At 59.7% G+C, this 20,314-nt stretch carries 20 protein-coding genes; 10 read left to right on the top strand and 10 right to left on the bottom strand.

All coding sequences use genetic code 11. The annotated features are described in order from the left end of the window. Window positions 1-167: 167 nt before the first annotated feature. The 5 genes from AC5FXY_RS03945 (at window position 168) to AC5FXY_RS03925 (ending at window position 5,653) form a co-directional block, all read left to right on the top strand. Window positions 168-959 carry a DUF1573 domain-containing protein gene (locus AC5FXY_RS03945; protein ID WP_493555334.1) on the top strand — a complete coding sequence of 264 codons (792 nt, stop codon included), beginning with the start codon at window positions 168-170 and terminating at the stop codon, window positions 957-959. Window positions 960-1,182: 223 nt separating this feature from the next. Next, window positions 1,183-1,680 carry a hypothetical protein gene (locus AC5FXY_RS03940; protein WP_493555333.1) on the top strand — a complete coding sequence of 166 codons (498 nt, stop codon included), beginning with the start codon at window positions 1,183-1,185 and terminating at the stop codon, window positions 1,678-1,680. A gap of 84 nt (window positions 1,681-1,764) precedes the next feature. Continuing rightward, window positions 1,765-2,892 carry an alanine dehydrogenase gene (gene ald / locus AC5FXY_RS03935; RefSeq protein ID WP_493555332.1) on the top strand — a complete coding sequence of 376 codons (1,128 nt, stop codon included), beginning with the start codon at window positions 1,765-1,767 and terminating at the stop codon, window positions 2,890-2,892. A gap of 165 nt (window positions 2,893-3,057) precedes the next feature. Then, window positions 3,058-3,657 carry an SMI1/KNR4 family protein gene (locus AC5FXY_RS03930; protein ID WP_493555331.1) on the top strand — a complete coding sequence of 200 codons (600 nt, stop codon included), beginning with the start codon at window positions 3,058-3,060 and terminating at the stop codon, window positions 3,655-3,657. A 91-nt stretch (window positions 3,658-3,748) separates the two neighbouring features. Further along, window positions 3,749-5,653, top strand: coding sequence for an LTA synthase family protein (locus tag AC5FXY_RS03925; protein ID WP_493555330.1), 1,905 nt, complete (start codon window positions 3,749-3,751; stop codon window positions 5,651-5,653). Here the strand turns inward: AC5FXY_RS03925 and AC5FXY_RS03920 are convergent, their stop codons facing one another. Together AC5FXY_RS03920 and AC5FXY_RS03915 are read right to left on the bottom strand one after the other, a co-directional pair. Next, window positions 5,654-6,262: a hypothetical protein gene (locus AC5FXY_RS03920; protein ID WP_493555329.1), complete on the bottom strand. Its 609-nt coding sequence runs from the start codon at window positions 6,260-6,262 to the stop codon at window positions 5,654-5,656. Next, window positions 6,259-6,738, bottom strand: coding sequence for a type I restriction enzyme HsdR N-terminal domain-containing protein (locus AC5FXY_RS03915; RefSeq protein WP_493555608.1), 480 nt, complete (start codon window positions 6,736-6,738; stop codon window positions 6,259-6,261). The genes AC5FXY_RS03920 and AC5FXY_RS03915 overlap by 4 nt, the downstream gene beginning before the upstream one ends. A 128-nt stretch (window positions 6,739-6,866) precedes the next feature. Between AC5FXY_RS03915 and AC5FXY_RS03910 the strand changes: the two genes are divergently transcribed. Both AC5FXY_RS03910 and AC5FXY_RS03905 read left to right on the top strand, forming a co-directional pair. Further along, window positions 6,867-7,640, top strand: a complete 774-nt coding sequence (locus AC5FXY_RS03910; protein ID WP_493555328.1) for an AMP nucleosidase — start codon at window positions 6,867-6,869, stop codon at window positions 7,638-7,640. Window positions 7,641-7,779: 139 nt separating this feature from the next. Continuing rightward, entirely contained in the window at window positions 7,780-9,462 is a 1,683-nt protein-coding gene (locus AC5FXY_RS03905) for an amidohydrolase (RefSeq protein ID WP_493555327.1), read from the top strand. Window positions 9,463-9,543: 81 nt separating this feature from the next. Here the strand turns inward: AC5FXY_RS03905 and AC5FXY_RS03900 are convergent, their stop codons facing one another. From AC5FXY_RS03900 to AC5FXY_RS03865, 8 genes are all read right to left on the bottom strand, one after another. Next, complete coding sequence (locus AC5FXY_RS03900) at window positions 9,544-10,050, bottom strand: DinB family protein (protein WP_493555326.1); 507 nt, start codon at window positions 10,048-10,050, stop codon at window positions 9,544-9,546. A gap of 84 nt (window positions 10,051-10,134) precedes the next feature. Beyond that, on the bottom strand, window positions 10,135-11,595 hold the full coding sequence (locus AC5FXY_RS03895) for an MFS transporter (RefSeq protein WP_493555325.1): 1,461 nt from the start codon (window positions 11,593-11,595) through the stop codon (window positions 10,135-10,137). Window positions 11,596-11,672: 77 nt separating this feature from the next. Then, window positions 11,673-12,293, bottom strand: coding sequence for a nucleotidyltransferase family protein (locus AC5FXY_RS03890; RefSeq protein WP_493555324.1), 621 nt, complete (start codon window positions 12,291-12,293; stop codon window positions 11,673-11,675). Continuing rightward, a complete protein-coding gene (locus AC5FXY_RS03885) occupies window positions 12,290-13,450 on the bottom strand; it encodes an XdhC family protein (protein ID WP_493555323.1) in 1,161 nt (386 codons plus the stop codon). The genes AC5FXY_RS03890 and AC5FXY_RS03885 overlap by 4 nt, the downstream gene beginning before the upstream one ends. 93 nt (window positions 13,451-13,543) lie before the next feature. Then, the gene (locus tag AC5FXY_RS03880; RefSeq protein WP_493555322.1) at window positions 13,544-13,786 is read right to left on the bottom strand and encodes a hypothetical protein; all 243 of its coding nucleotides are present in this window, start codon (window positions 13,784-13,786) and stop codon (window positions 13,544-13,546) included. Then, a complete protein-coding gene (locus AC5FXY_RS03875) occupies window positions 13,786-14,808 on the bottom strand; it encodes an FAD binding domain-containing protein (protein WP_493555321.1) in 1,023 nt (340 codons plus the stop codon). The genes AC5FXY_RS03880 and AC5FXY_RS03875 overlap by 1 nt, the downstream gene beginning before the upstream one ends. Then, the gene (locus tag AC5FXY_RS03870; RefSeq protein ID WP_493555320.1) at window positions 14,805-17,297 is read right to left on the bottom strand and encodes a xanthine dehydrogenase family protein molybdopterin-binding subunit; all 2,493 of its coding nucleotides are present in this window, start codon (window positions 17,295-17,297) and stop codon (window positions 14,805-14,807) included. The genes AC5FXY_RS03875 and AC5FXY_RS03870 overlap by 4 nt, the downstream gene beginning before the upstream one ends. Window positions 17,298-17,396: 99 nt before the next feature. Beyond that, the gene (locus AC5FXY_RS03865) at window positions 17,397-18,014 is read right to left on the bottom strand and encodes a (2Fe-2S)-binding protein (RefSeq protein ID WP_493555319.1); all 618 of its coding nucleotides are present in this window, start codon (window positions 18,012-18,014) and stop codon (window positions 17,397-17,399) included. 216 nt (window positions 18,015-18,230) lie between these two features. Here AC5FXY_RS03865 and AC5FXY_RS03860 point away from each other — a divergent pair, with 216 nt between their 5' ends. The 3 genes from AC5FXY_RS03860 to AC5FXY_RS03850 all read left to right on the top strand — a co-directional run bounded on the left by AC5FXY_RS03860 (window position 18,231) and on the right by AC5FXY_RS03850 (window position 20,314). Further along, window positions 18,231-19,562 (top strand): chloride channel protein, encoded by a 1,332-nt coding sequence (locus AC5FXY_RS03860; protein WP_493555318.1) that lies wholly within the window; start codon window positions 18,231-18,233, stop codon window positions 19,560-19,562. 227 nt (window positions 19,563-19,789) lie between these two features. Continuing rightward, on the top strand, window positions 19,790-20,029 hold the full coding sequence (locus AC5FXY_RS03855) for a hypothetical protein (protein WP_493555317.1): 240 nt from the start codon (window positions 19,790-19,792) through the stop codon (window positions 20,027-20,029). 27 nt (window positions 20,030-20,056) lie between these two features. Then, window positions 20,057-20,314: a hypothetical protein gene (locus AC5FXY_RS03850; RefSeq protein WP_493555316.1), complete on the top strand. Its 258-nt coding sequence runs from the start codon at window positions 20,057-20,059 to the stop codon at window positions 20,312-20,314.

Genomic DNA, 20,314 nt, shown 5'->3' with positions numbered 1-20,314 from the left:
AACGAGCGTTAGGCAACCCCGATCAAACCCTATAATAGTTATATTTGCTGATGCGCTGCTTCACCACAGTGCTAGGCTCAGCTCAACACTAACTTCACCGGAGCTTCACGGCCCGGCGCTGTTTTTGCTGGTTGCTATTCCTCTGTTTTCTTCACCACTTCCGCGCTATGCTTCGCAACATCTTTACTTCTCTGCTGGGCCTGTGCCTACTGCTCCTGACTGCTGCCGGTGCCTCAGCCCAGGGCGTGATGGAATTCAACGAAACGCTGCACGATTTCGGCAACGTGGCCGAGGGCAACGTAGCGACGCACGAATTCAAGTTCAAGAACACCGGCAACCAGCCCATCATCATCGCCAATGTGCAGGCTTCCTGCGGGTGCACCACGCCGGACTGGACAAAAACGCCGATTCTGCCCGGCAAAACCGGCTTTATCCGCGCCGCTTACAACAGCGCCGGCCGTCCCGGCCAGTTCAACAAGACGGTGACCGTGACGAGCAATGCTGCTACCCCAAATGCAATGCTCACCATCAAAGGCTCGGTGGTAGACAAGGCCGAAATGACCAAGAACTACTCGCCGGCCGAGCTGGCCAAGTCGCCCAAAATGGTGCTTGACCGCACCACGCACGACTTTGGCAAAATGGAATCGGGCCAGCAACCGGTGGCTAAGTTTACGGTGAAAAATACCGGTAAGAGCGACCTGACCATCAGCACCATTACTTCCAACTGCTATTGCGTAACCATTAAGGCGCAGCCGCAGGCACTCAAGCCGGGCCAGTCGGGCGTGATTGAGCTGCAGTACGGCCAGCGTCAAGTTGGTCAGATGAGTGACGTAGTGACGTTGCACACAAACGACATCACTGGCCCGGATGCGAAAATCACTTTCAAGGCCAACATTGTGCAGAGCCTGACGCAGCAAAGCATGCTAAAGGAAAGCGGAGCTGCAGTTCCATTCAAATAAGCCCACTGATTCGGCGCACACTGCTGACTGCTAAGCTAAATCCATTGGTGCCACGACTCTTCAGTCGTGGCACCAGTCATTTTTGGCATTCTGTAAACTGACAGGAGCACCAGCTGAAGGCTACTTTATTCACGCCAAATGATAGACGTGGCACTATTTTTTGTAGAGCCTTCCTAGGCTGCTCAGCTGCAGCGTTGATTGACTCTCCCAACACCCGTTTCCCATGCGCCTTACTTTACCTTCCCTCCTTCTCTCCTGTACAGTGTTGCCGCTGCTTGTTGGCTGCGTGCGCAACGTGCAAGTCCCCGTCACCACGCCGCAATACGGCCTGCAATTGCGCGTCAGCTTACCGCCCATCGAACCCGGTACGCAGCTGGACGGCGTGCGCGCTACCGTGGAGCTGATCAACAACAACGACCTACCTTACACGCTGTCAGACCCGGCTCAGACCCAGGCTACGTTGCCGGTGGTGTGGGTGAACGGTGAGCCGCGTCGCTGGGAGATGCACATGAAGCGCACCAAGGACGTGAAGGTGACTATTCCGGCCCACGGTACCTACCGCGCTACCTACGAGCTGCCCCTCGACCGTTACGCCGGTGCCATTCGGCCTACCGGCCCAGGAGAGTACCAGCTGCAGCTTTTTTATCACCCGCGCGTCTATTCGCCCTCTGGCCGCTTCGCTCGGGTTGTCGAGATTCCCAGCAACAAGCTGCGGTTTTAGGAGGCTCCTCCGCCCGGCGTTGTCCAACTCTTACCTATCTTTGCGGCCACTTTTCCCCGTCATCTCATCCCACCAATCTTTCCCATGATCATCGGCGTACCGAAGGAGATTAAGAACAACGAGAACCGCGTGGGCGTAACGCCTGCCGGTGTGGCCGAATTTCGTAAAGCTGGTCACACGGTATTTGTACAAGCTGGTGCCGGCGTAGGCAGCGGCTTCAGCGACGCTGAATACGAGCAGGCCGGCGCCCAAATGCTGCCGACCATCGCCGACGTATACGGCCAGGCCGAGATGATCGTGAAGGTGAAGGAGCCGATTCAGGAAGAGTACGAGCTGATCCGCGAGGGCCAACTGCTGTTCACCTACTTTCACTTTGCTTCGTCGGAAGAGCTGACGCACGCCATGATCGAGCGTAAGGCTACCTGCCTTGCTTACGAGACCGTGGAGCTGCCCAACCGCTCGCTGCCCCTGCTGGTGCCCATGAGCGAAGTGGCAGGCCGTATGGCTCCGCAGGAAGGTGCTAAGTACCTGGAGAAGCCGCTTAAAGGCCGTGGCATTCTGCTGGGTGGCGTGCCCGGCGTACGTCCGGCGCAGGTACTGATTCTGGGCGGCGGTGTAGTAGGTACCAACGCCGCGAAAGTAGCCGCTGGTTTCGGTGCTCAGGTGACCATCATGGACATCAGCCTGAACCGTTTGCGCGAGCTGGATGACATCATGCCGAAAAACGTGGTGACCCAGTACTCGAATGACTATAACATCCGTGCAGCCATTAAGGAAGCCGACCTCGTTATCGGGGCCGTACTGATTCCGGGTGCCAAGGCCCCGCACTTGGTAACGCGCGAGATGCTGAAAGATATGAAGGCTGGTGCCGTGGTGGTAGACGTAGCCGTGGACCAAGGTGGCTGCATTGAAACCTGCACGCCCACGACCCACGAAAACCCGACGTTCATCATCGACGACGTGGTGCACTACTGCGTAGCCAACATGCCCGGCGCGGTACCTTACACCTCAACGCTGGCTCTCACCAACGCTACTCTGCCCTACGCCATCAAGCTGGCTAACCTCGGCTGGCGCGAGGCCTGCACGCGCGACAACGCGCTGCGTCTGGGTCTGAACGTAGTAGGTGGCCGGGTGGTTTACAAAGGTGTGGCTGAGGCCTGGGGCCTGCCCTTCACCAACGTGAGCACCGTACTGGAGCCTGCCCACGCATAAATCACTTAAGAATTCAGAATTAAAAATCGAATTGCGGGTGCCACGCACTGCAGCTTCAGGTCAGTTTTTAATTCTTCGTTCTTAACTTATATCCCCAAAAAGCCTTTCCGACTCCCGTGGTCGGAAAGGCTTTTTGCTAACCTGAGTCTTTTCTTTTTTACTGCAATGCAAGACATTATTTACATCGGGGAGCCTGTTTCCGATGCTGCTACCTTCAAGCTGCTGCCCTTTGACATGCAGGCCTTTATGCTGCAACACAACGGCCTGATAGCGTATGGTGGCGGGCTGCACATCCGTGGCTGCTGCAAAGAGCCGGCCTGGCACTCGTTAAAGGAAGTATGGCAGGGTCCTAACGCGTTCTGGCGCACCTATCGCGGCGTCAAGCAATCGGATATGCCCTTTGCTCAAGACGGCGTTGGTAACCAATTTTTACTCCGTCGCGGTGAGGTGTGGTTTCTCGACACCGAAACCGGCGAGATGCAAAACCTGAACGTGAATTTTCAGCGCTTCATTGAAGCCGTGACGCGTTGGCCGGAGCAGGCCCTGGACTTGTCCGTCGTAATTCAATTCATGCAGTTTGGGGCGCGGTTGGTGCCAGGCGAATTGATAGCCGTCTACCCGCCTGCTTGCATTCAGACCTCGGACGAGCAATACAACCTGACGCGCATGCCCGTCAACGTGCGGTTGCAGTCATTGGCCAATTTGTATCAGCAAATCAGCCGCTTGAAGCCCGGGCAGCAAATCCGCCTGCGCAAAGACTACTAAAGGAAAGCTGGTGAAGTGGTGAAATGGGAAGAGCTGCCGAATTACGAGCTTCCTGCTTCACCACCTCAGCACCTCGCCACTTCGCCTCCGAATGCCTTCCCTCCTGCTTCGCCTGCTCATTCGTCGGTTTGCACTGTTGCTTGCCGCGTACCTGTTGCTGCGCATTGGGTTCTATATAGCCAACCACGGCGTATTCGCCGAGGCATCGGTGGGGCAAACGCTACTGGCTTTCTGGCACGGCTTCCGGTTCGATCTTTCGGCGCTGCTGCTGCTGAACATCCCGTTTGTGCTGCTGTCGTTTTTGCCGCTTTATAGTAAGGGCTGGCAGCGTACCCTCCGCGGGGTGTACCTGACGCTGAATGCGCCGGGGCTGTCCCTGAACATCATCGACAGCCAATACTTTAAGTTTATCGGCCGTCGCACATCCGATGAGCTGTTCACTATCACCGGGGATATTGAACGGCAGGCGGGGCAACTCGTCTGGCATTACTGGTTTTTGGTTCCGCCGTTTGTGCTGCTGTTCGGCCTGCTGTGGTATTTCTACCCAATGCCATCCGCAGCTCCAGCGCCGCAACTTTTGCGCAAGCCAGTATACCGGATGGGTATAATCATGGCGGAAACCCTGCTAGTAGCAGCCTTGGCCGTGTTAGGCATTCGGGGTGGCTTGCAGTTGAAACCCCTGCGGACCGGGCACGCTTTCGTACAGACGCCCCCGCTGTTGGGCCATCTGGCGCTGAACAGCACCTTTACGTTTATCAAAAGCTTCGGGCAAAAGGCAGTAGAGCGACGCACCTACTTCGCGTCGGAACCGGCCCTGCGGCAGGCGCTGGCCGCGCACTATCCAGCCCCCAGCCCCAGCCCGCGCCGCGACAACGTGGTGATACTGCTCGTGGAGAGCTTCTCTTCCGAATACAACGGTATCGAGAACCCCGGCCGGGCGCAGACTTACACACCGTTCTTCGATTCGCTGGCCACCAAAGGCTTACTGTTTCGTGACCATTACGCCAACGGCCGCCGCTCCATTGAGGCCCTGCCGGCGGTATTGGCCGGGCTACCGTCGTTGATGGAAAGCGCCTTCATCACCTCGAACTTCCAGACTAATGAGCTGCATGGCTTGGGTGAGCTGTTAGGGCGCAAAGGTTACGCTACCTCGGTATTCCACGGGGCCCAGAATGGCACTATGGGCTTCAATACGTTCTCAGGAAAAGTGGGCATTCAGCAGTATTTCGGACTGAATGAATACCCCAGCCGCGCCCAAAGCCCCGATTACGACGGCCATTGGGGAATCTTTGATGAGCCATATCTGCAATATTTTGCGAAGCAGCTTACGCAGCAGCCGCAGCCGTTCTTCTCCACGGTATTTACCTTGACGTCGCACGAGCCGTTTCCGGTGCCGCCACAATACAAGCAACGCTTTGGGCCGGGCCAATTGCCCATTCACGCGTCCATTAAGTACACCGATTTTGCCTTGCGGCGCTTTTTTCAGACTGCAGCCCAGCAGCCGTGGTACCAGAATACGCTGTTTATCTTACTGGCCGACCACACTTCGCAAACGCTGGAAGGCGGTTACCAGAACATGCTCGGGGAATACAAAACGCCCTTACTGCTGTTTCATCCGGGCCGCCAACTACCCGCTGCCGATGTCACGCGCATTACCCAGCAAGCCGACGTACCAGCTACCGTGCTTGACTACCTCGGCTTCGGAGCTACTAGCCGCGAGCTGTTGCCCTTCGGGTATTCCGTGTTTGATAAGCAGGCCCCGGGCCGGGCGGTTTTCCTTTCCGGCAACACCTACTATCTGGTCCACCGCGACTACGTAACGGAGCTGACCACCGATAATCAGGTGCGGCTCTATCCTTACCAAACCCATAGTATGCCGGTGGAGCCGCTGGCCAATCCGCCCGCCAACAAGCAGCAGGCTTACGGTCAGGAAATACGCGCCCTCGTTCAATTCTTCACGAATGGGCTGCTCGACAACACGCTGTACCGGCAGTAGCTACCATGCCATGCGTGCTTGACAGGCTGGGCAGAGTTGTAGTCTGGTTTTGTCGACGATGGAGCCGCGGCCACGGGCGTCGTTCATTACGCAGGTAGTCGTACCGGAAGTACAGTGCGGCAGGTTCATCAAGTGCCCTATTTCGTGTACGCTTACTTTTCGTAGCCGCTCCTGACGGCCTCCTAATCGAAAGGTAGACACTACGCAGGCGTCACCACCGACGTAATTGGCCAGTCCCATAACTCCCCAGTGCGGCTTTTTAGGACTTTCGACTTCCACATCCTGCATTGCCAGAGCTAGAATCTTCCCATCGGTAGTATCAGGCAGCAAAGCTTGCAATTGATTCAACGGCAACGCCGCTCGGTGACGGTGACGCACTGGACAAATGGTTTTGCGGGAAAGACGCTGGGTAGGCAACAGATGAACCGGTCGTTTATAAAAACGCTGAATAACGTCGCGCACCAACACAATTTGAGCTGATGGCACCCCATCAAAAGCAGTCAGATAAATCACCTGGGGTTTGGATTGACAACCGACAATTGCCCCGGCCATAACTCCTGCAAACAGCCAATTTCGAAGATGGCTCATCTTGTTTCGCATCGCGTTCATGGCGTCCGAGCTACAGCCAGCAGCTCCAGCGCCTCCTCGTAAGTGGGAATAAATGTCAGCGCCTGCGTAGTACGCTCTAAGCTGTGCACGCGCCAGCAGCAGTGCTGCACGCCGTTGGTAACCAGCAGCAGCGGCGCGCCGATGGTTTGATTGTAGGTAGCAATCTGCATGGCTACATCGGCTGTGAGCGGTACGGAGGCAGCTTTGCATTCGACCAGCAGCAGGGGCTGACCATCGGGGCCGAGGGCGTGCAGATCGGTACGTTTGCGGCGCTGATTGTAGGTATGGCCACGCTCCAGGCTTAGCAGGCCGCGGGGGTAGCCCAGGTGCTCTACCAAGTAGTGTACCACGTGCTGCCGCACCCATTCTTCGGGCGTGCATACCACCGAACGGCGGCGCAGCACGTCCCAGATCATCAGATTTGAGCCCGATTGCGTAACTTTGTGGGCGAAAGGCGGCAGGTTCAAGGCTTGCATCACCTACAAAGGTACTGCTAACAGGCTCCTGCACCCGCTTTTTCGCTCGCAGAGCCGTCGTTCATTTCGTGTGCGACGGTTTTTTTGCATCCTTACATTAACGCCCCGCATTCCCCCTTTCCAAACACATGAAAAGCAAATCCGACATCGTCAAAAACTGGCTACCCCGCTACACCGGGGTCCCGCTGGAAGGATTTGGGCAGTACATCCTGCTCACCAACTTTATCAACTACGTGACCATGTTCGCCGAGCAGTTCGGCGTCGAAATCCGTGGTTTGGATAAACCCATGCAGTCGGCTACGGCCAACGGCATCACCATCATCAACTTCGGCATGGGCTCGGCTATGGCAGCCACGGTGATGGACCTGCTGGGCGCCATCAAGCCGAAAGCGGCCCTATTCCTGGGCAAGTGCGGTGGCCTGAAGGGCAAGACCAAAGTGGGCGACCTGATTCTCCCCATCGCAGCCATCCGCGGCGAAGGTACTTCCGATGACTACCTCCCGCCCGAAATTCCGGCCCTGCCTTCGTTCCGCCTGCAGCGTTCGGTGTCTTCAATGATCAAGAAGAACGAGAAGGACTACTGGACCGGCACGGTGTACACCACCAACCGCCGCGTGTGGGAGCACGACGAAAACTTCAAGGATTACCTGCGCCAGATTCGGGCCATGGCCGTGGACATGGAAACGGCAACTATCTTCGTGGTGGGCTTCGTGAATGAAATTCCGCACGGCGCGTTGCTCCTGGTATCCGACGAGCCGATGACGCCAGAAGGTGTAAAAACCGCCGAAAGCGACAAGAGCGTGACTTCCAACTACGTCACCACGCACCTGCAGATCGGTATTGATTCGCTCCTGGAGCTGAAGAACTCAGGCGAGTCGGTGAAGCACATGCGCTTTGAATAAATCACGGCTTTTTAGGCTGCCACTAATTTGGTAGCCCATTTTTCCCGAATGAAGTGGTGCCACGGCTCAGAGCTGTGGCACCACTTTTTTATTGAGCACTCACCGCACGCTAACTTGCCGCTTCTCCATCTCTGAACCCATGCCTACTCGCCTCCGCCCACTGCTGGCGCCGCTTGCAGCATTGCCGCTGCTTTTCGGCTTGACAGGTTGCCCTGCCACCAAGAACACCGCTGATCTGATTGTATACAATGCCACGGTTTATACGGTGGACTCGGCCTTTACCAAGGCCCAAGCCTTTGCGGTTCGGGACGGCCAAGTTTTGTTGGTGGGCACCTCCGACGAGGTGCGGCAACAATACAAAGCAGCCGAGGAAGTGGACGCGCAGGGCAAGTTCATCTATCCGGGCTTTTACGACGCGCATTGCCATTTCTACCGCTACGCCCTCGGTCTGCGCGACGCCAATCTGGTGGGCACCGAGTCGTGGAGCGAGGTGCTGGGCAAGCTACGGGCGCAGCGGCGCGAGTACCCGCAGGGTGCGTGGCTCACCGGCCGCGGCTGGGACCAGAACGACTGGGCCGTGAAGCAATTTCCGACCAAGGATTCCCTGGACCGGCAGTTTCCTGACGTGCCGGTGTTCATCATTCGGGTAGATGGCCACGCCGCCCTCGTCAATCAGAAGGCACTGGACCTGGCCGGCGTCACAGCCCGCACGCCAATTTCCGGCGGCGTGATAGAGAAGGACGCGCAGGGTCGTCTGACCGGTTTGTTGGTCGATAACGCGGTGGATCTGGTATCGGCCAAGATTCCGGAGCCCACGGCGGCCGAAGCGGCCCAACTGCTGCTGCAGGCGCAGGAAGAATGTGTGGAGCTAGGCCTTACCAGCCTGGCCGACGCCGGCCTGGAGCGCAACCAGATTGAGCGGCTCGACTCGCTGCAGCAAGCCAAGCAACTGAAACTCCGGCTGGCCTGCATGATCAACCCGACACCCGCCAACCGCCAATACTACCTGAAGCGCGGCCCCTACCTCACCGACCGCCTCACCGTTAATTCCTTTAAGGTGTACGCCGACGGCGCGCTGGGCTCTCGCGGGGCCTGCCTGCTCCACCCTTACCAGGACAAGCCTAGCCAGACGGGTTTCCTGCTGCAGTCGGTGGCCGAATACCGGGCGTTGGCGCAGGAACTGGCAGCCAGTAAATTTCAGATGAACACCCACGCCATCGGCGACTCGGCCAACCGGACGCTGCTGGACATCTACGGTGAAGTGCTGCGCGGGCAGAAAGACCGGCGCTGGCGCATTGAGCACGCCCAGGTGGTCAGCAAAGCCGACGTGGCGAAGTTTGGGCAGTACGGCATCGTGCCCTCAGTGCAGCCCACGCACGCTACTTCGGATATGTACTGGGCCGGCGACCGGCTAGGCGCAGAGCGCGTGAAGACCGCCTACGCCTACAAAGACCTGCTGCGCGCTACTGGCCGCGTGGCCATCGGCTCCGACTTTCCGGTGGAGTACCTGAACCCACTGTTTGGCTTTCATTCGGCCGTGGCGCGGCAGGACGCCAAGAACTTCCCCAAAGGCGGCTTTCAACCCGAAAATGCCCTTACCCGCGAAGAGGCCTTGCGCGGTATGACGGTATGGGCCGCTTGGGCAGCCTTCGAAGACGAGAAGAAAGGCACGCTGCAAAACGGCAAGTGGGCTGATTTCGTCATCCTGGATCAAGACCTGATGACAGCCCCAGCGGAGCAGCTGCGCAATATCAAGGTGCTGAGCACGTACATCAGCGGCGAGAAGGTGTACTCGGGTAAGCAGCAAACCGCTGGTCGATAGTACCTAGAACAAGCAACTGCAAAAAGGCCCGTTATCAATTGATAACGGGCCTTTTTGCATTGTGCCGGAATCTTTGAGTGACTATTGCTCGTCGGCAGAGGGGCCGTAAATGCTGGGTACCGGGACGTCGAGCAGGCGCAGGTATACCGAAAGCTGGCCGCGGTGGTGAATGAGGTGATTGAGCACCAGCACGCGCAACACGCGAGTACGCGGCATGGTCCCAATCACCCGCTCGGCTAGTCGCATGGTCCAGGAACCGTGCAGTTGCTCATCCTCGATGCCGGTTACGACCTGCTGGATGCTAGCTGCCGTAACGTCGAAGCGGCTGAGAACTTCATCGGTCGTGGTAGCTGTAGCGGGCCACTGTACTGTGGTCATGTCGGTTTCCGTCCCTTGCAGCGACAGTTCCAGAAAGGCAATCAGGTTGGCCATGTGCCAGGTCAGCTTGCCGATAGGCATGGACTTGGGATGTGGTTGCCAGTTGAAATGCTCGGTGGGCACGCGCTCCAGCAGGCGGCGCGTGAGGTTCAGCTCGTATTTCAGCTCTTGGGCAAGGACAGTTTGCAGCGAGGCAGGAGTGTCAGTCATGGGAATGAGAAAAATGTGGTTCAGCCTCAACCGGCAACCGCCCGAAGGGGTGCTTTCGAAGCCAGTTAGCGCAATTTGTAGTCGTTAGCGTCTGCTGGCGGGCATGCCGATGTTGGGGGTAGCAGGCGGCGAGGAGACAGTTTCGGATCCGGTGGTAACGTCGTCACGAAGCTTTTTACCGCGAAGCGTTAGCAGGAAGATCATACCCAGCACGAAGAAGAAAATCAGCGCCAGAATGCTGTAGCGCATGTTGCCGTTCATCAACTGCGAAATGCCGCCGAACACAAGCAGGCCAATTACGATGCTGATTTTTTCGGTTACGTCGAAAAAGCTGAAGTATGAGGCCGTATTCGGGGTATTCTCAGGAATAATCTTTGAATACGTAGAACGCGACAGACTTTGCACGGCGCCCATAGTGAGGCCGATAACGGCTGCCAGCGCAAAAAATGACCAGCCAGCCTGCACGTAATAGCCGGCAATGCAGATTAGCATCCAGATAAACACTGCCCAGCTCAGAGCCCGGGTATTGCCGATGCGTTCGGAAAGCTTGGCAAACAAATAAGCGCCAAGAATACCCACCAGCTGCAGCAGTAGTATGGTAATAATTAGCTGATCGGCAGGCAGGTGCAGCTCTTCGTCGCCGAAAAGCGTAGCCACGTACATTACGGTTTGTACGCCCATGTTATAGGTAAAATAAGCAAGCAGAAACCGCTTCAGGTTGGGCAAGTGCTTGAGCTCTTGCCACACTTTGTTCAGCTCGTGAAAGCCATTGAGCAACCAGCCCGATTCGGAAGTGGCACCGGCAGGCCGACCGGGGTCGGGTGGCAGAACAAAGAAGGGAATTTGGGCAAAGCCAGCCCACCAGATACCCGTCAGCAGGAAGCTAAGGCGTGTGGCCTGCCCGGTACTCAAGCCAAACATGGCTACCCCTTCAGGTCCACCCATCATTTCGGGGCCCATAATCAGCGCCAGGCATAGCACCAGCAGTAGCACCGATCCGATGTAACCCATGGAAAAGCCGCGGGCCGACAAGGAATCAAATTTTTCCTCGGAGGAAATGATGGGCAAGTAAGAATTGTAAAAGACAATGGAGCCGGAAAACCCTACCGTGGCCAGGATAAACATGAACACGCTGGCGGTGAAGGTATCGGGCGTGAAGAGGTACAGCCCCGCGCAGGCGCCCGCGCCGAGGTAGCAGAAAATCTGCATGAACAGCTTCTTGCGGCCCGAATAGTCAGCCAGAGCCGTGAGGATGGGGCTGATGAGCGCAATGATGAGAAAGGCCGCCGACACAGAGTAGTTTTGGAGGGAAGTGCCGGGGATGTGCAAACCCAGAAATTCTACGGGCGACTTGCCGCTGTCGGTGCCGGTTACAGCCTTCACCATCGAGCCCCAATAGATCGGGAAGATGGAACTGGTAATCACCAGCGGATACACCGAGTTGGCCCAGTCGTAGAACGTCCAGCCGCGGGTGATGCGCTTGTCGTCCTTGGGTACATTTTCAAAGCCCGAATCGAGGATGACCGGGGCCGCGGCAGAAGACATAGATGCAATGGTAAAAGGTAGTAACGGCCAAACTACGCAGAAATAGCCATTGGGGCGGTTACTGCGCGGTTAACTATTCAGCCACCTGAGCGGAGCAATTGTTGGTACTGCGCGGGCGTGTCTACATCCAGGGCAGCCGGCTCAAAGGCAACCAGCGCCACCTGCGCCCCGAGGCGCAGCAGCAGCGGCTTGGCGCCGGCATCGGCGGGCATTTCCAGCAGCATCGGCCAGGCTGCGGGCCCGAAAACCGCGGGTACGCCTACGCTGCCCGCGTAGGTGGTAGCAGCAGCGGTCAAGCCACTGGTGTGCCAGGCGCGAATGAGCAGCCGCAGCAGTTCGGGCGTGATGAGCGGCTGGTCGCTGAGCAAAACCAGAACGGCATCGGGCGCATGCGGCTCGGTGACCGTCAGCAAGGCCTGTAGCCCCGTTTTGATGGAGCTGCCCATGCCAGCTTGCCAGTCTGTGTTGTGGCTGAGGAGAACGGGCAACTCTTTTACTTCGGCTGCGAGTGAGGCGTGTTGGGCGCCGGTGACCATGAGTACCGGGGTGCAGCCAGCAGTCAAGGCCGTTTCGGCGGCGTGACGCAGCAGCGTGCGCCCGCGGTACGGGAGCAGCTGCTTGGGCTGCCCCATGCGGCTGGAAGAGCCGGCGGCCAGCAGCAGCGCGGCCACTGAAGGCGGGGCGGCGGGGCGGCTCACGCGGAAAGGCTGCTGGCAGCGGCAGACATCTGAGCGGATGACCGCGCGTGAATCGGCTCGGACGTATCGCGCAAAAAGCCAGCAGCCCTGCCAGCGGCTACCGCCTGAATTTCGGCCACGATGGACAAGGCCACTTCCTCCGGAGTTTCGGCCCCGATGTTGAGCCCGACGGGGCTGTGCAGGCGCTCGGCCAGCTTCTCGGTAGCATCGGGCACGTATAGGGCCAGCTCTTCCAGTATGCGGGCTGCTTTGGTGCGCGGGCCCAGCAGGCCGATGTAAGGGGTATCGGTACCGATTAAGTACTCAAGCGCCGCGAGGTCGTAGGTGTAGTTATGGCTGAGTAGCACGGCGTAGGCATCGTCGGGAGGCAACTGGGGCACCTCGCCCACGGGCACTACGCGCACGGCTTCGGCCTCAGGGAAGCGGGCCGGGGCTGCCTGCGCGGGCCGGCCATCCAGCACCTGCACGCGCCAGCCCAACGACGCAGCCAGGCGCACCAGCGGCTGGGCATCGTTGCCGGCGCCGAAAATGGTGAGGCGCAGCGGGGGTCGCAGCACTTCCAGAAACACCCGCACCGGGCCCGTGCCAGTCTCGTAATCCTGGGTCATGGACTGGCCAGAGGCGAGGGCCTCGGCGGCATCGGAAAGAAGCTCCGGCGTGGTGGCGTCAGCGGTTGGAGTGCTGATGTGGTCGTGGGCGGCAGTCAGCAGTAAGCGCTGGCCCAGGCCGGCTACGTCGCTGCCGGGCCGGCTGAAGACGGTGGCCAGCACGGCCGGTGCGGGGTGTTGGGCAAAGCCGCGCAGTAGTTCCAGCGGATTGGCCGCGTCGGAAAAGTCCAGTGGTTCCAGCAGAATGCGCACGGTGCCCTGGCAGCCTGGGCCGAGGCCGTGGCGCGGGTCATCTTCGTCGGAGGTGTCGTAGGTAACCAGGGCCGCTTGGCCGCGCTGAATGGCTTGGCGGGCGCGCTGGCGGGCGTCGCCTTCCAAACAGCCGCCGCTGATGGCACCGGTAAGCTGACCGTCGTCGGTGACGAGCATGCGGGCGCCGGGCCGGCGATAAGCCGAGCCGAGCACCTCCACCACGGTGGCCAAGGCGCAAGGCCGGCCAGCGGCGCGGTGCTGGTCGTAGACGGCTAGCAGGCGTTGGAGTTCGGTCATAGCAGGTGTAGTGCGCCGCCAGCTAGTAAAGCCAACTGGCGGCGCGCAGATCAAGAAACGTCAGTAGATAAGCAGCCAGCAACGATACGCGAACTACAAGCTTGCGTTACTTGGAGCCGCGTAACACTCCCGGCCCGGCCGGCACTCTAGGGGCTCGGCTACTTCTTCGTCGGGCCCGAAAGCCTCCATGGTGCGCAGGCACCACGAGGTAGCCGTCAGCGAATCGACCAACAGCCACGGCTCCTCACCGCCTTCACTGGTGCCGACGCCGGTTTTGCTGCGCAGAAAACGGCACACATCGGTTTGGGGCTCGAGGTGAACGGGAATAAACTGCATCAGCTTAGCCCTGCCGCTTTCAGAATGGCCCGGCGCACGATGGCCTCAAACACCGGCACCTTGTAAGCGTTTTGCTCCAGCGGCGTGGCGCCGGCCACAGCGGCCTGGGCAGCGGCGCGGGCCGTTTCTTCGCTGATGGGCTTACCGACCAAAGCCGCCTCGGCCGCTGGCACGCGCAAGGGCACTGGTGCCGCCGCCCCCAGTACGATGCTGGCTTTGCGGCAGGTGCCCCCCTCCTGCTCCAGCACCACGGCCACATCGGCAGTAGCCCAGTCGTAGCTTTCCCGCTCGCCAAACTTGATGTACCACGAGCCGGTGCCGGCTGCGGGCCGCGGCAGCAGCACTTCGGTAATCAGTTCATTGGGCTGGATGCTGTTTTCGCGGCGTACATCCTGCTCGGGCCGCACGAAGAACTGCTCGAGCGGCACCCGGCGCGTGCCCTGCGGCCCCTGCAGCTCCACCTGCGCCCCAAAAGCTACCAGGGCCGTGCTGATGCTGGAACCGTGCACGGCGGAGCACACCTGATTGCCGATAATGCCGTGGTACTTGTTTTCGGCGCCAGGCTCGTTGGCAAAGCACTTGGTACCGCCTTTCTTCAGGCACTGGAAATGCTCGTTGCGGAAATACCAGCAGCGCGGCCGCTGCATGATGTTGCCGCCCAGGGTAGCGGCATTGCGCACCTGCGGCGTGGCGGCATGGGCAATAGCTTCCGTTAGGGCCACGTAGCGCTGGCGCAGACCTTTATCGGCTTCCAGCTGCGCAAGCGTCACGAGGGCGCCCAAGGAAGAGCCCTCTTTGGCGTCGCTGATGCTGTTCATCTTGGGCAGATTCAGCACGCTCACCAGGCGAGCCGGCTGCAGCAGATGCTCCTTCATCAGATCCAGCAAATCCACGCCGCCGGCTTTGAACACCGTGGCGGTGCCGGGCTGGGCGCTCGGTAACATAGCGTCGGCAACGGGCACGGTGCGCTGCCCCTGGGCCTGCTTGACGCTCGTGGCGTCCATCCATTCAAAGGCGTTCATAGGCGGCCGGTGGCTTTGGTTTGATTGGCTAAAGCTTCCAGAATGCGCTGCGGCGTGATGGGCAACTCCCGGATGCGCACCCCGATGGCGTTGTACACGGCATTGGCTACAGCCGCGGCCGTAGCCACGTTCGCCGATTCGGCAATACCGAGCGCATCGGTGCTGGAGGTGGCGGTGTATTCTTCCAGCAGGTGAATTTCAATCTTCGGCACTTCGCGGGCACCGAGGATTTTATACTGGTCGAGGTTGGCATTCATCATGTGACCGTAGTTACGGTCCATGTGCCGGTTTTCGTAGAGGGCCCAACTGATGCCTTGAATCACGCCGCCGTTGATTTGGCTTTCGAGCTGCAGCGGGTTGATCGGGCGGCCGCAGTCGTGCACGGCCACCACGCGTTCCACTTTCACGTAGCCGGTTTCGGTATCCACGCTGACTTCGGCAAACTGCACGCCCCCGGAGCGCCCGTAGGTCACGCCCCGGTTGACCATGCCGCCGTAGTCTTCCTTGCGCTCCGCCGTCACGGCTATTTGCTCGCCGGGCAGCTTAGCCGCGGCTTCCTTAAAGCTCAAGCTCTTGCCGGGGTTGGTCTTGACGATGACACGGCCGTTCCTGAATGCCAACTCGCTCGGGCCTACGCCCAACGCCGGCGCCACGGCCGCCAATAGCTGCTGTCCTACTTTGTAGGCCGCATTGCGGGCCGGCGGCGTGATGGAACCGGTGGTCTTGCTGCCACCTGAGGCCGGTCCCGGCGGATACTGCGAATCACCGATGCGCACGGTAATGTCCGTCGCCTGCAGCCCTAGTTCCTCGGCTACCACCTGCGCCAGAATGGTGCGCACGCCGGTGCCCAGGTCCTGCACGGCCGACATCAGCGCCACCGAGCCGTCGCGGTGGATGCGCACTTCGGCGCCCACTCCCTGCTGCACGTAGCGGCCCCACTCGCTTTGCGCAATGCCCACGCCGCGCTTCACCGCTCCGGGTGAGGAACCGGGCGGCTTGCGCAGCTGGCTCCAGCCGCATTTCTCGGCTCCGAGGCGGCGCTGCGCCTTGCGCATTTCACTGCTGTCGATTTTGTCGCGCAACAGCAGCGGGTCTTGCCCAATGCGTTCGGCCAACTCATCTATCAGCTGCTCCAAAGCAAATGCCCCTTGCGGCGCCCCTGGCGCCCGGAAGGCTGCTCCGGGGCCGGCGTGGGTCATCACGTCATACTGAGCCACTTTGGCGTTGGGGCAGGTCTGATACATTTGCACGGCTATCAGGCCCACGCCAGCTCCCAGCCCCACGCCGGCTGTGCCGTAGGAGGTCTGCTCAATGGCGGTGAGCGTACCGTCTTTTTTGGCCCCGATGCGTAGCGTTTGGATGGAGTTGGGGCGGTTGCCTACGGCCAGGTGCTGTTCGCGGCGGTCGAGCATCAGGCGCACCGGTCGGCCTGTTTTCTTCGAAAGATTAGTAGCGGCCACGCCGTAGTTGCCCGCGCCGTACTTGGCCCCAAAGCCGCCCCCCATGTACTCGGTAATGACGCGCACATTGCTTTGCGGCAGCTCAAAACGCTCGGCAAATTCGTTGCGCGCCCCGCTTACGTCCTGCGTCGAAAGGTATACCGTGAGGCCCTCGGGCTTCCAGTCAGCTACTATGCCGTGGGTTTCCAGTGGGGAGTGCGTCTGCACTTGCGTCCGAAACTCGCCTTCCACCACTATTTCAGCTTCCGCAAAGCCTTTGTCGGCGTCGCCGCGGGAGCCGCCGGTGTTTGGGCCGCGCACATTACCTTTTTGCGGCAAGGCCCGGGCAGCGCCACCGCCACCGCCAGTACCGGCCTGACTTACCTGCCGGCCGCCGAATACCAGCGGCGCATCGGCTTGGCGGGCACGGTCCAAATCCACCACGAAGGGCAGCAGTTCATACTCCACGCGCACCAGCCGGGCGGCTTCATCGGCGGCTTGCTGCGAGGTGGCGGCCACAGCCGCAATGGGCTGCCCCACGTAGCGAATCACCGGAAAGGTGCTACCGGTGGGTTCGGCACTCACTTTCGGATTGGCATGACCAGGGTCGCGCACTTCCACGGCCGAGCCCATCACCGTTTGAATTACATACACACCCTGCACGCCGGGGTAACGCTCGGCGGCACTGGTATCTACGCTCTTGATACGGGCGTGCGGGTGCGGCGAGCGGTGCATGCGGGCGTAAAGCATGCCCGGCAGGTGCACATCGTAGGTGTAGCGGGCCTGGCCAGTCACCTTGTACTGGGCATCGATGCGGCGCACGGGCTTGCCAATGACACGCAGGTCTTTGTTCGGGGCCAGTACCGGCGGCTCGTCGGCGGGCACCTCTCGCTCCACGGTTTTGAGATTGACGCCCGGAATACCCAGCGGCATGGTTAGCTTTTGGGTAGCGGCGGGCGCCATGCCGGGCAGCGGCGCGGCCATAGCAGCCTTCAGATGCTCAAACTTGCCGGCCTTCTTGGCACTTTTCTTTAGTTTGCGGTAGCCCATATCAGTTTGAAATTGAGAATGAAGAATTGAACAAGGGCCTGGCACTGGGTGCTGGTTCAGGCCTCATTCCTGGTTTCAATTCTCGCTTGCCGATTCTACCTATTTCGCCAGGGCCAGCATGGCTTCAAAAATCTTCGGATAAGTGCCGCAGCGGCACAAGTTGCCGCTCAGGGCAGTTTTTACTTCATCGAGATTGGGCTTGGCGTTCCGCTTCAGTAGCGCGGCGCAGCTCATCACCATGCCGGGCGTGCAAAAGCCGCATTGCTGCGCGTCGTGCTCCATGAAGGCCGTTTGTACGGGGTGCAGCTTGCCGTTCTTGCTGAGGCCTTCCACCGTGGTTACTTCGCGTTTGCCCACCTCAATGGCCAGCGTCATGCAGCTGTTCACGGGTAAATCGTCGAGCCAGACGGTGCAGGCCGAGCAAGCCCCGCGGTTGCACACCACTTTAGTGCCAGTGAGCTGCAGCTCGTCGCGCAGCACCTCGGCCAGGGTTTGGCGCGGCTCGATGCTGACTTTACGCTTCTCCCCGTTGACTTTCAAACTGATGCTTGTGCGGCCGGGGCCTACGGCCGCCGGCGTGGCAGGCGCGGCTTCGGCCAGCGAGCCTAGACCGGTGCTGAGTACCACGCCGCTCGCAGCAGTAATTCCGGCCCCCTTCAGGAAGCCGCGGCGCGAGAGGCCGCGCACCGACTCGGGTAATTCGTCATGATCAGGCATAGCGCTATGGCTTCGTGGGAGACGAAAAAATTATTGGCGAAAAGAAGCGTAGTCGCGGCTTACAGTTGCGCCACCCTTCTAAATTTATCTAAACCCTAAAGAAAATTCAACCCCGAGCCAACAGGAAGGTTTCCGCTTAGGCCCCAGCGGGAAGGCAAGCACCCCAATCCTGCTCCGCAGTGTACTTTGCAGGTCGTATTTATTCTGCTCTGCCTTTTGCCACACACCTCTTTTTCCGCCCGGTTGTTGCGCCAGGATCCGCTGCCGCAGCTGCTCTACTTATTCCGCTGGCTGCTCATTTGCGCCGTGGTGAGTGCGCTGGCAGGTACGGCGTCGGCGGGCTTTCTGGTGGCGCTGGATTGGGTCACGGTATTCCGCGAGGCTCACCCTTGGCTGATTTTACTGCTACCACTGGGCGGCCTTGCCGTCGGGCTGCTCTACCATTACCTAGGCCAAAGCGTGGTAAAAGGCAACAACCAGCTCATCGAAGAAATCCATCAACCGCGCGACGTGATTCCGCTGCTCATGGCACCGCTGGTACTGTTGGGAACCTTGCTGACCCATCTGGTGGGCGGTTCGGCTGGCCGCGAGGGCACCGCTGTCCAGATGGGTGGCGCCCTGGCTGATCAGCTCTCCCGCTGGCTACCTGCTCCCCTACGCCTGCGCCCCCGCGACCGGCGTCTTTTACTTATTGCTGGCATCAGCGCAGGCTTTGCTTCGGTGTTCGGCACACCGCTAGCTGGCGCCATTTTTGGCCTGGAGGTGTTCCTGATCGGTCGGCTGCGCTACGATGCCTTGATTCCCAGCTTCCTCGCCGCGTTCGGGGCTGATTGGGTAACGCGGGTCTGGGGCGTGGGCCACACGCACTACCCGTTGGTAGCCGCTCCACCCCTGTCGGCCACTGCCGTGGCCGCGACGCTGCTAGTTGGCCTGCTGTTTGGCCTCACAGCGCGCAGCTTTTCGGTGGCCGTGCACGGCATTCAGGGTTGGTTTGCCCGGCGCCTGCAATGGCCCCCACTCCGGCCTATGTTGGGAGGCGCGCTTCTGCTGGCTTTGGTATGGCTGCTGAGCATTACGGCAGTGCCGGATGTCACGCGCTACCTGGGCTTGGGCGTACCCACTATTGTAGCAGCCCTGGCTACCCCGCTTCCGTGGTACGCATTTGCGCTTAAATTACTGCTGACCTCGCTCACGCTGGGCACGGGCTTTAAGGGCGGTGAGGTGACACCGCTGTTTTTTATCGGGGCGGCGCTGGGCAGCGCCTTGGCGGTGGTGCTGCCGTTGCCGGTAGCCTTGCTGGGCGCCATGGGTTTCGTGGCGGTGTTTGCCGGCGCTGCCAATACGCCACTGGCCTGCATTCTGATGGGAATCGAGCTGTTTGGGCTGGCCGCCGCGCCTTACTTGGCGCTGGCCTGCGTAGTGGCTTACCTTACATCCGGTCACGGGGGCATTTACGGTTCGCAGATCATTGGCGAAGCCAAGCACCTACGCTACGGCCGCGACGCCGGCCAAGCGCTCAGCAGCCTCAGCAAGCGCCGCAGGGCTTAAGCTTATCAGCGCCGGTCCAGCTTCCGGGCTACTATAGCGTTACCGCAACTTTACGGTAGCGTTACCCGTAGTCCCCACTGTGTTGATCTGCTTTCTGCAAAATGAAAGTTCTGCGTCTGCTTCATGCCAGTGGCGGTGCATGCTGGTTTTGTTGCCAACTCTGGACCAAAATGTATAGAGGATCAGCTAGTTAATGCCTTGCTCCCACCTGCATTCCTATTGCTCCCATGACTGCCGAAGAACTTGCCCAAGCGGGGTTTTTGCCTGCCGATTGGGTTCCTTCGGGCACTACCTATACCCAGGGTCAACTCTATGTGCGGATGTCGGCTACTGGTTCTTTGCGTGTATTTGTGCCCGTCGACTCGCCCGATATCGAAATTTCATCCGGTGACCTGTACGCACCCCAGATTCATCACCGTGGCCCCATCAGTGGCCTCGAGGAACTGCACCAGCTTCTCATTTCTTAGTTAACCCGCTGCTTACGCATTGTGCCTATGTCTCCTGATTCGCCCGATACCAACCCGACCCAGCTGGTTCGTTACGTGCTGTATATCGACAATATGACCGATGACACCAGCATTGTGCGGGTAAGAGAGAAGCTCACCAGCCTCGGCCTGCTCGTCGACCAGGTGAGCCTGGGCCATGCGGAGGTAGCCGCGATGCACCAGCCTCCCCCCGGTCCCGATAGCATCAAAGCAGCGCTGCGCGAAACAGGCTTCGAACTACGCGACTATGATACCCAGGTGGGCTAG

Source organism: Hymenobacter sp. FMD4 (assembly GCF_058932745.1).
The sequence above is the reverse complement of the archived record's forward strand: the minus strand, read 5'-3'. Positions and strand labels throughout refer to the sequence as shown.

Coding starts and splice junctions, on each gene's coding strand:
- AC5FXY_RS03945 (WP_493555334.1), top strand. CDS start 168: ATGCTTCGCAACATCTTTACTTCTCTGCTGGGCCTGTGCCTACTGCTC.
- AC5FXY_RS03940 (WP_493555333.1), top strand. CDS start 1,183: ATGCGCCTTACTTTACCTTCCCTCCTTCTCTCCTGTACAGTGTTGCCG.
- ald (WP_493555332.1), top strand. CDS start 1,765: ATGATCATCGGCGTACCGAAGGAGATTAAGAACAACGAGAACCGCGTG.
- AC5FXY_RS03930 (WP_493555331.1), top strand. CDS start 3,058: ATGCAAGACATTATTTACATCGGGGAGCCTGTTTCCGATGCTGCTACC.
- AC5FXY_RS03925 (WP_493555330.1), top strand. CDS start 3,749: ATGCCTTCCCTCCTGCTTCGCCTGCTCATTCGTCGGTTTGCACTGTTG.
- AC5FXY_RS03920 (WP_493555329.1), bottom strand. CDS start 6,262: ATGAACGCGATGCGAAACAAGATGAGCCATCTTCGAAATTGGCTGTTT.
- AC5FXY_RS03915 (WP_493555608.1), bottom strand. CDS start 6,738: ATGCAAGCCTTGAACCTGCCGCCTTTCGCCCACAAAGTTACGCAATCG.
- AC5FXY_RS03910 (WP_493555328.1), top strand. CDS start 6,867: ATGAAAAGCAAATCCGACATCGTCAAAAACTGGCTACCCCGCTACACC.
- AC5FXY_RS03905 (WP_493555327.1), top strand. CDS start 7,780: ATGCCTACTCGCCTCCGCCCACTGCTGGCGCCGCTTGCAGCATTGCCG.
- AC5FXY_RS03900 (WP_493555326.1), bottom strand. CDS start 10,050: ATGACTGACACTCCTGCCTCGCTGCAAACTGTCCTTGCCCAAGAGCTG.
- AC5FXY_RS03895 (WP_493555325.1), bottom strand. CDS start 11,595: ATGTCTTCTGCCGCGGCCCCGGTCATCCTCGATTCGGGCTTTGAAAAT.
- AC5FXY_RS03885 (WP_493555323.1), bottom strand. CDS start 13,450: ATGACCGAACTCCAACGCCTGCTAGCCGTCTACGACCAGCACCGCGCC.
- AC5FXY_RS03880 (WP_493555322.1), bottom strand. CDS start 13,786: ATGCAGTTTATTCCCGTTCACCTCGAGCCCCAAACCGATGTGTGCCGT.
- AC5FXY_RS03875 (WP_493555321.1), bottom strand. CDS start 14,808: ATGAACGCCTTTGAATGGATGGACGCCACGAGCGTCAAGCAGGCCCAG.
- AC5FXY_RS03870 (WP_493555320.1), bottom strand. CDS start 17,297: ATGGGCTACCGCAAACTAAAGAAAAGTGCCAAGAAGGCCGGCAAGTTT.
- AC5FXY_RS03865 (WP_493555319.1), bottom strand. CDS start 18,014: ATGCCTGATCATGACGAATTACCCGAGTCGGTGCGCGGCCTCTCGCGC.
- AC5FXY_RS03855 (WP_493555317.1), top strand. CDS start 19,790: ATGACTGCCGAAGAACTTGCCCAAGCGGGGTTTTTGCCTGCCGATTGG.
- AC5FXY_RS03850 (WP_493555316.1), top strand. CDS start 20,057: ATGTCTCCTGATTCGCCCGATACCAACCCGACCCAGCTGGTTCGTTAC.